The organism is Pseudoalteromonas lipolytica (genome assembly GCF_900116435.1).
Lineage (GTDB): Bacteria > Pseudomonadota > Gammaproteobacteria > Enterobacterales > Alteromonadaceae > Pseudoalteromonas > Pseudoalteromonas lipolytica.
In genome coordinates this window covers 74,286-89,256 of the sequence record NZ_FPAZ01000018.1, presented here as the reverse complement: position 1 = coordinate 89,256, position 14,971 = coordinate 74,286, and the positions used below count along the sequence as shown (strand labels likewise).

The 14,971-nt window shown below is 43.0% G+C and carries 14 protein-coding genes and 1 riboswitch; of the genes, 7 read left to right on the top strand and 7 right to left on the bottom strand.

Annotated features, from left to right (window positions below):
* Positions 1-599 precede the first annotated feature (599 nt).
* The 3 genes from BM378_RS17090 to BM378_RS17080 form a co-directional block, all read right to left on the bottom strand.
* The gene (locus BM378_RS17090; RefSeq protein WP_036974115.1) at positions 600-1,667 is read right to left on the bottom strand and encodes an OmpA family protein; all 1,068 of its coding nucleotides are present in this window, start codon (positions 1,665-1,667) and stop codon (positions 600-602) included.
* A 469-nt stretch (positions 1,668-2,136) separates the two neighbouring features.
* Positions 2,137-3,549: a protein adenylyltransferase SelO gene (locus BM378_RS17085; protein WP_074989660.1), complete on the bottom strand. Its 1,413-nt coding sequence runs from the start codon at positions 3,547-3,549 to the stop codon at positions 2,137-2,139.
* Between the two features lie 8 nt (positions 3,550-3,557).
* Positions 3,558-4,253: a DNA-3-methyladenine glycosylase I gene (locus BM378_RS17080; RefSeq protein ID WP_074989659.1), complete on the bottom strand. Its 696-nt coding sequence runs from the start codon at positions 4,251-4,253 to the stop codon at positions 3,558-3,560.
* Positions 4,254-4,435: 182 nt separating this feature from the next.
* Positions 4,436-4,631: riboswitch (Lysine riboswitch) on the top strand.
* 137 nt (positions 4,632-4,768) lie between these two features.
* On the opposite strand from BM378_RS17080, the gene dapA reads away from it, so the two are divergent.
* The 5 genes from dapA to BM378_RS17055 all read left to right on the top strand — a co-directional run bounded on the left by dapA (position 4,769) and on the right by BM378_RS17055 (position 10,060).
* Positions 4,769-5,653 (top strand): 4-hydroxy-tetrahydrodipicolinate synthase, encoded by an 885-nt coding sequence (gene dapA, locus BM378_RS17075; protein ID WP_074989658.1) that lies wholly within the window; start codon positions 4,769-4,771, stop codon positions 5,651-5,653.
* Positions 5,654-5,667: 14 nt separating this feature from the next.
* Positions 5,668-6,408: a 2,3,4,5-tetrahydropyridine-2,6-dicarboxylate N-succinyltransferase gene (locus BM378_RS17070; RefSeq protein ID WP_036974123.1), complete on the top strand. Its 741-nt coding sequence runs from the start codon at positions 5,668-5,670 to the stop codon at positions 6,406-6,408.
* Positions 6,408-7,613 carry a PLP-dependent decarboxylase gene (locus BM378_RS17065; RefSeq protein ID WP_074989657.1) on the top strand — a complete coding sequence of 402 codons (1,206 nt, stop codon included), beginning with the start codon at positions 6,408-6,410 and terminating at the stop codon, positions 7,611-7,613. Before BM378_RS17070 ends, BM378_RS17065 begins: the two co-directional genes overlap by 1 nt.
* Before the next feature lie 5 nt (positions 7,614-7,618).
* Complete coding sequence (locus tag BM378_RS17060; RefSeq protein ID WP_074989656.1) at positions 7,619-8,737, top strand: succinylglutamate desuccinylase/aspartoacylase family protein; 1,119 nt, start codon at positions 7,619-7,621, stop codon at positions 8,735-8,737.
* 285 nt (positions 8,738-9,022) lie between these two features.
* Positions 9,023-10,060 carry a phospholipase A gene (locus BM378_RS17055; protein WP_074989655.1) on the top strand — a complete coding sequence of 346 codons (1,038 nt, stop codon included), beginning with the start codon at positions 9,023-9,025 and terminating at the stop codon, positions 10,058-10,060.
* Between the two features lie 64 nt (positions 10,061-10,124).
* Here BM378_RS17055 and BM378_RS17050 read toward each other — a convergent pair whose 3' ends face one another.
* The gene (locus BM378_RS17050) at positions 10,125-11,018 is read right to left on the bottom strand and encodes a bifunctional GNAT family N-acetyltransferase/hotdog fold thioesterase (protein WP_036974132.1); all 894 of its coding nucleotides are present in this window, start codon (positions 11,016-11,018) and stop codon (positions 10,125-10,127) included.
* A gap of 229 nt (positions 11,019-11,247) precedes the next feature.
* Between BM378_RS17050 and BM378_RS17045 the strand changes: the two genes are divergently transcribed.
* On the top strand, positions 11,248-11,937 hold the full coding sequence (locus BM378_RS17045) for a spermidine synthase (RefSeq protein WP_036974135.1): 690 nt from the start codon (positions 11,248-11,250) through the stop codon (positions 11,935-11,937).
* On the opposite strand, the gene dtd is transcribed toward BM378_RS17045, so the two are convergent.
* From dtd to BM378_RS17030, 3 genes are read right to left on the bottom strand one after another with little or no spacing between them, the layout of a single operon-like run.
* Positions 11,938-12,375 (bottom strand): D-aminoacyl-tRNA deacylase, encoded by a 438-nt coding sequence (gene dtd / locus BM378_RS17040; RefSeq protein ID WP_036974137.1) that lies wholly within the window; start codon positions 12,373-12,375, stop codon positions 11,938-11,940.
* A complete protein-coding gene (locus BM378_RS17035; protein ID WP_074989654.1) occupies positions 12,363-13,316 on the bottom strand; it encodes an alpha/beta fold hydrolase in 954 nt (317 codons plus the stop codon). Before BM378_RS17035 ends, dtd begins: the two co-directional genes overlap by 13 nt.
* A gap of 25 nt (positions 13,317-13,341) precedes the next feature.
* Positions 13,342-14,214, bottom strand: coding sequence for a virulence factor BrkB family protein (locus BM378_RS17030; RefSeq protein ID WP_036974141.1), 873 nt, complete (start codon positions 14,212-14,214; stop codon positions 13,342-13,344).
* Between the two features lie 86 nt (positions 14,215-14,300).
* Between BM378_RS17030 and BM378_RS17025 the strand changes: the two genes are divergently transcribed.
* The gene (locus tag BM378_RS17025) at positions 14,301-14,957 is read left to right on the top strand and encodes a DUF2959 domain-containing protein (protein ID WP_036974143.1); all 657 of its coding nucleotides are present in this window, start codon (positions 14,301-14,303) and stop codon (positions 14,955-14,957) included.
* Positions 14,958-14,971 lie beyond the last annotated feature (14 nt).

Below are 14,971 nucleotides of genomic sequence, written 5' to 3'. Positions count from 1 at the left end.
AGTCAAATCGGGGAGTAAAGCTGACAAGGTAAGCTTATGGGCAAATAACCTGCGGGAGCGGCTGCCATTTAATAAAGCAGTGGTTGCATTAGCGAATAAAATGGCGCGAATGGCATGGGCGATGACCGTAAAACAAGAGAGGTACAAATTTGTATAAAAACATTAACCGCAATTAAAAGACAAAAGTTCAATAGCAAAAATTGCAAAGATTGAGATTGACGGAAAACGGTTCATAGCCGTCCTATTTAAACCTGATAATACCAAAGGTTGTTAGAAGCCGTCGAGATTGATAAGGTGATAGGGGCGGATATCCATCAGGGCTAGAGCGGATAAATCTGCTCATAAAAAAGCCGAATATATGGCAGCAATGAACTTTGAAATTCTATCAATTACTGTCTTGCAATCGGAGAGAGTCCATATATGGTATTAACGCAGCTAGCGACAAATTTAGCACCTCAAAATGGTTAAGCGTTATTGTGAACTGGGGTAGGTATTTTTGCAGATTGGTTTAACTACTTATCCTTATGAGCACACTATTTTAACCATAAAAAAACCCAGCACTTGGCTGGGTTTTTAAAATTAGTCGCAAAGGTTAATTATTAACGCTCTACTTTTACACGCTCAATAACGCTTACGTGTGCTTCTACACGACGGTTTTCAGCATGCGCTTCAGCTGTATTAGCTGGGTTTTTAAGGCGCTCTTCACCTAAACCAACAGTCGTTAGACGCTCTGCATCGATACCATCTTCAATAAGTTTCTTAGCAACGGCATCAGCACGTTTCTTAGATAACCACTTGTTGTAGTCAGCTTTACCTACAGATGAAGTGTGACCTTCAAGTAGTACTTTAGTGCCTGGGTGCTCTTTTAAGAAAGCAGCAGCTTTAGCGATGTCATCTAAGTACTGTTGAGACACTTTAGATGTGTTGTTAGGGAACGTGATTAGTAAGCTCTTCGTTACTTCACGGTCTTCATATAATGTACAACCCGTGCCGTCAACTGCATCAGTCATCGGTGTGTTAGCACATTGGTCGTCAGCATCAGGGATGTTATCACCATCGCTGTCTACAGGCTCAACAGCAACAGGAACAACTGTTGGAGCTGGCTCAACTGGCTCTGGCGAACTTTGATCACCGAAGATGTAGCTTAGGCCTAATTTAGCGCCAACATCTGTATAACCACGGTCAAGACCTTGATATAAAGACGTTTCAGCATTAAATGCAAAATTATCAGTGAAGTAATGTTGGTAACCAGCACCTAGGTTAGCGAACATTAGATCTTCGTCAACTGCATCAAGGTTTTTTAAACCAAAGATACCGTAGAATGGGCCACCACCGAAGTGATATAAACCGTCGATACCATAACGCTTACCGCTTTCTGAGCCGCTCATCGTTGTGCCGTCGCTCTCAGTAAGATCCCAATCAAAATCCATGTCGGCATATTCAAGACGAGCACTCCAATGATCGCTGAAGCGGTAACCTAGCTCTAAACCCCAACCTGTAGAGTCATCAACATTCAAGCCACCTGGCGCATAATCACGGATATTTTCCCAAGATGCGTCATAGTAATCGCCAAAAGCTCCAATATAGAACCCTTGTTTTTCAGCTGCAAAGCTTGATGCACTAGTTGCAGCTAATGCTAAAGCAATAGTAAGTGATTTTAATTTCATTGTTTCCTTCCCATTTTCACAATTAAAATTGTAGCTAAGTCATCCCAGCTCAATCAGTTTAAACAGAGTAGTCGACTAATAGTTAATCAAAACTTAACACACTCGGTACAGAACAAATATCTTGCCGAGTAATTTCAGTCAATTACCCATAATAATAGGTTATCTAAATAACTTTGTGTAACAACGCCTCTAGATCGCTTTATTAAGATCAGACAAGAGTTGCTTTTTTGCCTAATCTACTGACCTCAAAACCGATTAAAGTCCATTCCCAATTACATTATTATATTGGTTATTTTTAAATCAACAAGTTGAAAGCAACTTTATTTGTAAATATTCGTTAAAAAGCAAAACTTTAGTGCTGTTTTATTGATATAAATCATATCACTGGCAGCTACCTTGCTCAATCGGCGAACACTTAGATTTTAAAAAATGAGCATTTACAGCTGCAACATATTGTGCAACATCGCCCTTAAGTACCACAAAAAGTCTGGTAATGACTATCCCCATCATGAGGGGGCTGGTACCAAGCTGCTAATCGCTCTTCATAGCTATACGGGTTTTCTAAGACTTTCAACAACTCACCTATCGATGAACTCGTGCCCGTTTGCTCATATTCAGTCAAGATCATTTCAATATTATGATTACGTGGAATGACTGCAGGATTAACAGCGCGCATCACTCCGTAACTTTCACCCGAAGTTCTTAACCGCCATTCACAAAGCCATTCTTTTAAACTATCCGGGAGCGGGAAATCTGTTCGTAATGACTCTGTCAGCGCATTAAATGTGTTCGTGTAATCAAGTTTATGTTGTTTCATCAAAGTGAGTAACTCTGAAACTAATGCTTGATCGCCTGCTTGCTCGCCATCTAAACCTAACTTTAGTCGCCACATGGTATCAAATGCCGTGTTAAACTTAGCAGCGAAGCCATTTATAACCGCTGATAATTCGCTGAGCGCACGTTCTTCATCTTTAAAAAGCGGTAAAAAGCTTTCTGCAAGACGCGCACAATTCCAATTTGCAATAGTTGGTTGATTACCAAAAGCATAACGTCCTTGGTGGTCAATAGAGCTAAAAACCGTTTCAAAATCAAACTGATTCATCATTGCACACGGGCCATAATCAATGGTTTCACCACTAATTAATGTGTTATCTGTGTTCATTACACCATGAATAAACCCAATTCGCATCCAGCTCACAACAAGCTCAATCTGCTTATCGATTACCGCCGCTAAAAAGTCTGTAATACGCTGCTCACCTTCACTTTTAATATCAGGAAAATGACAACTAATTGCGTATTCAACTAACTTTTCAAGTCCTTCAATATCACCTTGAGTTGCTAAATATTGAAATGAACCAACACGGATATGGCTATTCGCCACACGCGTTACAACGGCACCGGGTCGTGGGGGTTGTCGGTAAACAGTTTCTCCAGTCGTTACAACAGCAAGGCAACGGGTAGTTGCAATACCTAAGGCCGCCAAGGCTTCACTCATGATATATTCACGTATGGCAGGGCCTAGTGCACAACGACCATCTCCCCCACGCGAAAAAACCGTTGCACCTGCACCTTTTAATTGCAAATCCCATAATGCGCCATGTTTATCTTCAATGGCACCAAGCAAGTGCGCACGACCATCCCCCAAACGCGGCGAAAAATGACCGAATTGATGACCCGAATAGCCAAGCGCTACAGGCTTTACAGCGTTATCTACCTCTGAGCCACTTAAACGTTTTGCTAAAAACTCAGGGTCAGTGCTAATGTCAAACTCGCGGGCTAAATTAGCATTAAATAGCAATAAGTTCGGGTCAGAAACCGCTGTTGGGGTGTCTTCAATTGCTAACAGATCACTAATGTCTGTATATCGGGTGTGCAGTTTCATATTATTCCTTAGGGTGTTGCAATGCCTACTCGGTTATCACCCACTCCATAAGCAACTAATTGACTCAGTGCTTGCAGGCTATAACCACTTTGCTGCTGTAGTTCATTGAAAAAGTTCTGCGCCGCTTGCTGTGATTTTTTGGTCTGCAATCCCCCATCAATGAGCTGATGAGCACGAAGATAACTTTCCACATCTCGCGAGAGCAAAAAGGTATCTTTTCCCATCGCGCGCAACGCATAAGGGCCGGTGTTCCCGCCTAAGCGTGCGCCATGCTTCTTCAAGTAAGCCCATAAACCAATAATGTTGTCGCTGGGCCACTGTGCAATAAATTGGCTAAAGCTTGCATTTTTTTCAGCGACTTCATGGATCATGTAAGCATTTTCAGGAATTGTTTGCACTTTTTTGAAATTGCGAATAATTCGCTCATCCATCGCTTTTTGTTCGAGCATATCAGGTGGCATCATCAATAGTTTTTCGACGCTAAAGTCCCAAAATACTTCACGAAACCCCGCCCATTTATTATTGATTACAGACCAATAGAATCCACTTTGAAATACCTTACGAGTGAACTCCTCCAACCATAAATCATCCGCTATGTTAGCAATATCAGCATCATCGAGCGGGTTTGATAACAGTGCATGCAGCATTTCTTCACTGCCTTTTCTTTTAACGGCTCGTTGATAAATGTCGGTAAACTTTTCCATCATTCTTCCAATTCGTCTGCTTCGTTCTAAGTGTACGTAAAAACGAAGTTATACGTAACCCGATTGCTTAATTGGTCAATAAAAAACAAATCCACCGCCTTGACACCTAGAAGGCTAAAATGCTTTAATCAGCGCCAATACCCTATTTCATTATGTTGGCTTTAACGTTAAAGCGAGCATAAAGGGCTGGAAGAGGTGCGTTATTCAGGTAGCGTATGGGAAGAGCACAGACTCTGTTGATCATACGTGAGGGGAAATTAACGCCGAGAAGTAACACCGTTTGTGGGGTGCTTATTTCGGGCGACTGGGCTGAATCCCAGCGACTGTCACCAACAATAGCAATGCTATTGATAAGTTTGGTGGAGAGCTTCTGGTCTTAGTATAATAAGGCCGTCGCGTCTTTATTATTTTAAGCCCATTCGCTCTTCGAATTATACCTTGTTCGAATGACGACATGCGGCTCCATTCAATTGTTTCCGCACTGACTCTTCGAATACCTTATAAGTTCGTGAGAGATGATCAACAATTTTGATTTAAACGACTATCCATTATGGACAGCGCTAATCACGCCATTTTCTGAATCTGGCGAGGTAGACTACATCGCCCTTGAACAGCTTGTGGCTGAACAACAAGCTGCCAACAATGGTATTTTATTGCTGGGCAGTACCGGTGAAGGGCTTGCTCTTTCACTCAAAGAACAACAAGCCATTGTTGAGCACGTATGCCAGCTAACCCCTAGCGTACCGCTTATGGTTGCCGTTGGTGGTATGAACCTTAAGCAGCAAGTTGCGTGGGTCGAGTACTGCAATCAACTGCCTATTCATGGCTACTTGTTAGGTTCGCCACTGTATGCAAAGCCTGGCGTTATTGGCCAAACTCATTGGTTTGAAAGCTTACTAAATGCGAGTAAACACCCATGTATGCTATACAACGTACCTGGACGCAGTGCTGTTGAGATTTCACCTACCGTCATTAAAAACCTCGCCGATCATAAAAACCTGTGGGCACTTAAAGAAGCCAGTGGTGACATCGGCAAATTTGAAGGCTTTAGAACGGCCTCACCTAAGCTCGCCATTTTTAGTGGTGACGATGCACTGATGCCATATTTTGCGCAAGCGGGTGCTAAAGGCTTAGTGTCAGTGGCGGCGAATGCATGGCCAAGTCAAACTCATGAGTTTGTTAAACGAAGTTTAAGCGGTCAACATCCCAATTTATTCACCGATTGGTCTAGCGCAATTCAAAGCTTATTTGCTGTCGCAAACCCAATTCCCGTAAAAGTACTGATGCACCTGCAAGGTAGAATAAACACCCCGCAATTACGTCCACCGCTGACTCATTTAGAGCTTGAGCATACAGACAGCATCACCCACGCAAACAACACAATTTTATCTTGGAACTAAAAACAGGTTTTATCATGAGCTGGTTAGCATTATTAAATAACTTAGAATCGGGCACAGTACGTGCCGCAACACAAGACGAGAATGGCAACTGGCATGCCAATATTGAAGTAAAACAAGGCATTTTAGAGGCCTTTAAAAATGGCACAAACACGGAGTTTCCTGGTGGATTTGTTGATAAGCACAATTTAGCCCCTCAAGGCTTTGCCGCAGATGCAGGTGTACGTATGGTCCCTGGCGGTAGCAGTGTTCGCCGAGGTGCGCACGTTGCTAAAGGCACGATCATTATGCCACCCGCGTATGTAAACATCGGAGCATTTATTGATGAAGGGACTATGGTCGATAGCCACGCTTTAGTAGGGTCATGTGCACAAGTGGGTAAAAATGTTCACCTGAGCGCAGCGGTTCAGTTAGGTGGCGTACTTGAACCAATTGGTGCCAGTCCTGTGGTTATTGAAGATGATGCATTTATCGGCGCAGGTTGTGTGATTGTAGAGGGCGTTGTCGTTAAAAAAGGCGCAGTGCTTGCACCGGGAGTCCGCTTGTCTGCGACCATTCCAGTCTATGATTGCGTGAACGAGCGTCAATTAGAAAAAGGCGAACCAATCCCTGAGTACGCTATTGTGATCCCAGGTTCTCGCCCTGCTTCCAATGCATGGGCTCGCGAGCAAGGCCTCAGCATGTCATGTGCGCTCATCGTAAAATACCGTGACGAACAAAGTGACGCGTCATTGTTATTAGAAGAGGTTTTACGTTAATGAGCTTTTTGAGCACGCCCATCAAGCAAGCAGTTGAACAAGTTTCAGCGCACCTTGATACACCATTTTTTATCTATGACCTTGATAAATTAACGACACATTTAAAACAACTCACTGCCCAAACCGATGTGAAACTGTGGTATGCCGTTAAGGCTAATCCCCTGTCTCGCATTATTCAGTGTTTAGACAGTGCGGGGTTTAATTTTGATGTGGCGAGTAAAGGTGAACTTGAGCAAGTACTTGCTCAAGGCATCAATAGCGAGCGCGTGCTCAACACAGGGCCAGCAAAGAGCCCTGCACAAATTAGTCATTTTATTGCGCGAGGTGTGCGTATTTTCGTCGCCGAGAGCATTAACCAAGTCCGTTGGCTAAACGAGCAAGCCACAAAAGCTAACTGCCAACTGCAAGTATTATTGCGTGTACAACTTCGCTGGCCAGACAGCGAAAAGAACCCGCTTGGTGGCGATAGCCTCACTCCTTTTGGCCTTGGTTGTGAAGAGTGGCACGCGCTTAATGTCAATGACTACCCAGCACTTAAGGTTGATGGTTTGCATATTTTTCAGTGGGGCAACATGCTCAGCACTGACAAACTGGCAGCGCTTTGGCGCGCTATGATCCAGCCATTACAGCAACTAGCACGTGCATTACGGATTGAACTTAACATACTCGATTTAGGGGGCGGCTTAGGCATCCCTTATACTCAAGATGCCAACCGATTAGACTGGTCAGCACTTATCGAGACCCTTGCCAGCATTAAAGCTCAAGCCGGTGTAGCGGAACTTTGGATGGAATTAGGCCGTTATGCCGTAGGTGAATGTGGTCATTACGCAACACCTGTGGTTGAGCGAAAAGAAAACTATGGCCAACAGCAAGTGATTTTATCAGGCGGGATTAATCACCTGCTTCGTCCTGCGATCACAAACCAAGACTTCCCAGTTACAGTATTGCGTGAATCACAGGCTTCACTGACAACAATGACACTCTATGGTCCACTTTGTACCGCGCTTGATTGTTTAGGTGAACATACATTAGCGAATGACGTAGATGAACATGACTGGCTCATATTCAGTCAATGTGGTGCTTATGGTTTCACAGAGAGTATGCCGTACTTTTTATGCCATGAACTTGCTGCCGAATACGTCATTGAGCAAGGCAACATTGAATGTATCCGCAGCGCTGAAGATGCCAGCTATTATTTAAGGTAATCACCATGAGTAAAGATTTAATTAGCCAAGAAAACATTGTCGTCGGCGAAATTGCGAATGGCTTACCATTGACCATCCCAGTCTATCGCTTAAAAGGCGATGGAAGTGGCCCAAGCGTTTACATTCAGGCCAACATGCATGGTGCAGAAGTACAAGGTAATGCCGTTATTTACCAGCTACTTGAACAATTAAAAACGCTTAAACTGCGCGGTGATATCACACTTGTCCCTTATGCAAATCCGATTGGCTGCAACCAAAAGTCGGGGGAATTTACATTAGGTCGTTTTGATCCCATCACAGGGACCAACTGGAACCGTATGTATCGCTTTAACAACGCGTTACCTGCCCAGATTGCAGAGCAGCATGCATCAAGCAATGAAGACACGATCAGAAGTGCTCTTAAAGACGCGTTAGTCGCAGATATCAATGCACAACTAAACGGCCCAGATTACAGCTTAACAACGGGTAAACGTATCGCGCTCAACTTACAAAAGTTGGCACATCAAGCCGACATCGTATTAGACCTTCACACAGGCCCAATCTCAAGCCAGCACCTATATTGTCCAGAGTATGCCAAAAACAGCGCACAATACTTCAATATTGAACATGTATTGCTCATACCTAATGACTTTGGGGGTGCGATGGATGAAGCAAGCTTTTGCCCGTGGTGGTCTTTATCTGAAGAGCTTACTAAATACGGACGCGAACTTTCAGTACAGGTCGAGGCTTTTACTGTTGAGCTTGGCAGCCAAGAAAAAATTGATTTGAGTGCCGCCCTTGAAGATGCACACAGTATTTTAAGCTACTTGACTCATAAAGGTGTATTTGTTGATGCAGCGTATCAGCCTAAAGCGATGACTCGTTACGGTTGTATGCTCGATGACTACATTGCTTACTACGCCCCGATGGGCGGTATGGTCGAGTACTTAGCACCGTTAGGCGGTCATATCAAAGCAGGTGAGCCGATAGCCCATATTTTACGTATGGAGCGCTACTTATGTGAACAACCACTGCAAACACTCAGTTTTGATAAAGACGCGATTGCAATATTGCATTTCGCATCAGCGAGCGTAAACCAAGGTACTGAGCTTTATAAGTTCTTTACCAATGTCTTTGAGCTGTGATTAAACCCAGAGCTCATTCCTTCTCATTGCGTGAGAGTCAACGGCCAACAGGATTCTATCCAAAGGCCGTTATATTAGAGCCCCAAGCCTAGCTTGGGGCTCTCTATTTACAATAGCGTTTAACAAGTCCTCGCCTCTGTCAATTCCACCTTACCTAAACCGTGTTTAAACTCGCCGATTAAGCGGTAGAGATAACATTTGTCCACAATTCAGTACAAGTTCACGGCGAGTTATGTAAAAATCACTATACTGATCACACTTCTACATCTATTTAAAGGAATCGCAATGGGATGGCGTATTTGGCTAGTTGCCGCGAGTTTATTTTCCGTACCTGTTTTAGCCCAAACCGAAGAGCAAAATACGAATGAGCAAGATGATGCGCTCGAATTAGTTAAGCAATGTATATTAAATGAAGCGATTGGCGGAGATGGTCAGCAAACTCTCGAACAGCTGCGCAAGAAATGCTCCGATCTAGACGAAAGCAAAAAGCTGACAGCTCTGGATAAGCGTAAAGCGCGTGAAGAAGTGAGTAAAAAGAACCGCAATGTAATCACCCCCCATAAACGTAATTACATTTTACCACTTTCTTATGTGTCTGATCCGAATGTTCGCCCGTTTGATGGTTTAAAAGAGTTGGCTGATGACGCCGATGGCGAGCCACTTGATAACCTAGAAGTTAAATATCAATTATCAATAAAAGTGCCTATTTTTGAGGGCTTTTCTGATAAAGACCAAGGCGTATTTTTTGCTTTTACCATGCAATCATTTTGGCAGTTTTATAACAAAGATATTTCATCACCCTTTCGCGAGACCAACTACGAGCCTGAAATATTCTGGATAAACTACCTTGATCCTGAGCATGTACTTTGGGGTGATGAAATGGCGATAGCCATTGGTGCATCGCATCAGTCTAATGGCCGCAGCCAGCCAAACTCACGTTCATGGAATCGCATATACGCTGACTTTTTATGGGAAAAAAACGGCTTTGTATTTAGCTTTAAACCTTGGTACCGCATTCCTGAAGACAAAAAAGATAACGAGTTAAAAGCTCGCGGCGATGATAACCCCGATATCTACAAATACATGGGCTACTTTGAATTCTCTGGGGCGTATCGCTACAACGAACATGAATTTAGCTTTATGTCGCGTAATAACTTAAATTCTGATAATCGCGGTGCAATCCAACTTGATTGGTCTTTCCCGCTGTGGGGACGGTTACGTGGTTACGCACAATATTTCAACGGTTATGGTGAGAGCCTAATTGACTACAATGCCGATATAGAGCGTTTTGGTGTGGGTATTCTTTTAACAGACTTACTGTAAGCAACGCATTATGAGCCTTTAACAGCGAGCAACTTAGCGCCCGCTGTTAAAGGCTAAAACTATGCTATTTTTTTACGATAAAGTGCCCTTCAAACTCAGCAACTAATACATCGCCATCGTACACATTCACTGGGACATGGTAACTTGCTTTACCATTTGATTCTAAATCAGCTAACTTCCCTTTGCAGCCTTGCAACTCAACACGGCCTCGGGGATCGTTATTGAGAGGTTTTAGGTATTTAATGTTCGCATCAGCTAACACAATATTTCCCTCAAGACCGGCTTCTTTTAATGCAAGATAGGTTGCTCCCCACCCTGTTAATGTCGCTAAACTGTATATGGAACCGGCAAACATCGTGTTATGTAAGTTTAAATTGGCATCTAAATCAGCACGGGTCGTAAACTGCCAGTCAGTATAACTTTCAACTTTAATCCCCATTGCATCACTGATTGGAATTGATTCACGCCACGTATTTTGTAGCACTTGTGTCCAATTAGGGTGACGGAACCAGCCTGGCTCAGACGGCTTTTGTTTCACCATTTTCCAATGCTGTACATCATTGTAAGCCAAATGTGCTTTTTCTTTTACTTCATAACCGTGGCGTTTATAGAAGTCGAGCGCCCGTTCACGCGCAAATAAAACTAATTCATCGGCATCTTGTGTCCATGCTATTTTTTCGAGTTCATGCAACAAACGACTACCAATATGCTGATTACGATTACCCTCAGCCACAGCCATATAACGCACTTGTGCTTGTTGATGATTATTGAAGTGCAGACGCGCTACCCCCAATACCTCGCCATCATTATTTTTGATAAAGCGGTGCTCTGCGTCTTGCTCTAAGTCATCTTGCTCAGATCCACGCGGCTCGCCCCAAGGTGCTCTTAAAACTTGCCAACGCAATGAATAATACGCTTGCCAATCTTCGCTACTTTGTGGGGTGGTCACTTTAAACATAAATACTCCTGTGATAGTTAAGCCACTGTCTGTTGTTATTTTAACGTGGCCTGACGAATGCAAATTACGATACGCGATCTTCACTCAAGTTGGAATAATACTTTGGTGACCCAACCTAAATTATTATTTAAGGCTGTAAAAACTACTGCACAATTGGCACTTTAAGTGTGCTGGTCTATGCTGAAATAATTGTATTATTTTTGTAATTCAACCGCTAAAGGCCCGAAATATGGAACATTTTTTAGAACCCAGTGGCGCAGTGAAACACAGTTTTATTGAGGAATGCCACCGACTCGGGCAGCTTATCTACTGGCATAAACAAGGTAATGACTGTATTCAAGTAAGGCAACTAAATCAGCTACGTTGGTTATTAATTAATGAAACCTTGCAATCTGTTATTGAAAAACGCCGGCCAGCTCGATTATTTTTCCCACATTTACAATACCTTGCAAAACGTTGGCAAGAACTCGAAGCACCTAAAAAAGTGCTGGAACTTGGCTTAGGGGGTGGTGCAATTCGTAATTATCTACAACACACTTACCCTCAAAGCCAACTCACTTCGGTAGACAAAAACCCTGATATTATTCATTGCTATAAACGCTATTTTGGCGGAAACCATGCCAATAACCTGCGCTGTTTTGATGCCCAACAGGTGTTAGAACAAGGCAATGAATACAATTGGATTATCTTAGATTTATTTAGTGAGGTAGAAGCGCCACTGTTTTTATACAAACACGCATTTTACGCAAAACTTCGGGCTGCAATGGCTAAAAATGGCCACTTGTTTATTAATTTTTTATCGAATCATCCATCACAATTAAAACAACTTGAGCATTTACTGATCACCGAATTTGGTAAACGCCCAAGTATTGAAAAAATACCCAACTACGTTAATCATATCGTTATGATCAGAAAGTAATCACACAGATAAGTTAAAAGTAACGGGCCCATCATTACATAAGCTTACCTGCATATCAGCAGCAAACTGCCCTGTGGCAACTCGTAAATCGACCGCTTTGGCTTTTTCTACAAAATATTCGTACAACGCATTGGCTTGCGCTGGGGTAGCTGCACTTGAAAAGCTTGGCCGCATCCCCTTTTTGGTATCAGCAGCCAACGTAAACTGCGACACAACTAATAGCTCACCTTGGATGTCTTGCAAGCTTAAATTCATTTTTCCTTGCTGATCAGTAAAAATACGGTAATTACTCACCTTGTGCAAAAGCTTTTCTGCCGATTGCTCCGTGTCATGTTTTTCAACCCCTAATAACAACAGAATACCTTTTGATATTTCACCAACAACTTCCCCATCTACCTCAACTTTAGCCTGGGTTACTCTTTGAATTAAGCCTTGCATTGATCCCTCGATAACTTGATATACATTAAATCTGCGGCACGTCGCATGGCCGCCAAATATACCTGATTATCACTGCTGTGCCCAACCCCATCTAAAATAAGTAATTGCGCATTAAGCTGCTCTGCTAACTGTTGTACCGCACTGTACCTGCACACTAAATCAGCACGGCCATGAATAAACCAAATAGGTAAATGAGCAAGTTCTTTGCAGTTTTCTGCTATAAATTTTTCTTCGATAAAGCAATGATGTCGAAAATAATGCACCATGAGCGTAGCTTGGTTTAGGCCAACATGAGGTTCATGTAAACTCCAGTTTATTAATGGTTCACCATGACAAAGTACCTGCTCCCATTGACACCAACGCTTAGCATACTTACTGGCCTTGATTTGATCATCACAGGTTAACTGCGCATGGTAAAAATCAAGTAATTCATGCCAGTTAGAATACTGATGAGCAAACGCTTTAAAACATTCGGGATAAAAGTGAGCACCAGCTCCACGCGTCGTGTAAAGCCACTCAAAGTCACTGTCACAGGCTAAAAAGCTGGCACGCAAGATGAGTCCTGCCACGTGTTCACGGTGATGAATCGCGTACACTAAGGCAAGCGTCGCCCCCCACGATTCGCCACACACAAGCCATTTGTTAATACCTAATTGGGAACGCAAAAACTCCAGATCGGCGACTAAGTCCAAGGTGGTATTTGCCTTAGTTGCGTGCGGCGTTGAGTGACCACAGCCGCGTTGGCTAAACATGATCACCCGATAACGTGCGGGATCGAAAAATCGGCAATTTTCAGGCCGAAGACCCGCCCCCGGCCCCCCATGACATAACACAACCACCATGCCTTGAGGATCACCGTATTCTTGAACATGTATTTGATGCCCATCACCCACGCTTAAGTGATAGTCACGACTTGCATTGTACTGTGGATATAACTGCACCTCGCTCTCCTTAGGTGCAGTGTATTTAAATGTCTATATCAGGAGTGTCTTCTATTTTCTCAGGGCTGATACAGACCGTAAATTCTGCACCGAGTAATACGACAATCCACGACAAATAAACCCATACAAATAAAATAGGAATTGTCGCAAGGGCCCCATAAATCACTTCATAAGATGGGAAATGGCTGATATACAGCGCAAAGCCTTTTTTTGTCAGCTCAAATAACATAGCTGCAAACAGCGCCCCTGGAATTGCCGCTCTAAATGGAACTCGTGTGTTAGGAACTAAAGTATAGAGCATAATAAAGCCCACCATGGAAATAATGTAAGGTAAAAGCTTTAACAAAAATCCACTGAAGCCAGGTATCCCCTGATCGGCAAACGACACCAAAGAAACAATATAAGACGTCACACCAATACTTGCTCCTAACAAGACCGGCCCCAAACTTAATACCATCCAATACACTGCAAATGAGATCATCATCGGGCGTTTTTTCTTAATTCGCCAAATGCGATTCAGGGTGGCATCAACATTGCGGATCAATAAAAGCGACACCGCAGCCAAAAAGCCAACCCCCACGGCGGTCATTTTATTCGCATTCCCCGCAAACGCACTGATATGCTCTTTAATGACATCAGAGGAAGTGGGCACAAGATTAGTGAACAAAAAGTTTTCAATGGTAATGAGAGTGCTTTCAAAGCCAGGAAATGCAGAGAATATCGCGACCCCCACAGCCACTAACGGTACAATGGATAATAAGGTGACATAAGCAAGGTAACCCGCATTAACCGTGATCTGATCATCAATACAGCGGGTCAAATACTGCATCCACCAACCCGGTTGCTGCTTTAAGAAAATACTTATTTGCAACTTATAACGACTGAGTTTCTCATCCATAGAACCAACTTTCTGCTAAAATGTTTTGATAATCATAGCAATCCACCACATAATTTGAAACGACAGGCATCTAAAAAGGGAACTCAATGAAAAAACTGACACTTTTAAGCGCACCACTCTTTGCAGTTACTATGGCATTATCAGGCTGTCAGTCAGCTTATTACTCAGCCATGGAATCAGTCGGAGTGCATAAACGCGATATTTTAGTAGACCGTGTTGAAGAAACGAAAGAATCACAGCAAGAGTCGCAAGAAGAGTTTCAATCAGCACTAGACAGGTTAACGACCTTAATTAACTTTGATGGCGGTGAACTCGAAGAAGCTTATACTCAACTTAATAATGATTATGAATCGAGCCTTGCGGCAGCGAACGATGTCACCAGTAATATCAACAAAGTTGAAGATGTAGCCGAAGCACTTTTTGAAGAGTGGGCCGACGAACTAGAACAGTACAAAAGCGCTTCTCTCAAGCGTGAAAGCAGCAAAAAGCTTAATTCAACGAAGCGCCAGTTTGACCAATTGCTTCGTTCAATGCGCAGCGCCGAAAGTAAAATGGAACCCGTCCTGTCGTCATTGCATGACAATGTTTTATATCTAAAACATAACTTGAATGCTCAAGCTGTGACAGCAATAAAAGGTGAATTCACTAATTTAAAACGCGATATCAAAATCTTAATGGACGATATGAACAAGTCGATTGAAGATTCAAATAAATTCATTGAACAAATGAATAAAGCGGGCTAAAAATTTGAGTAAAC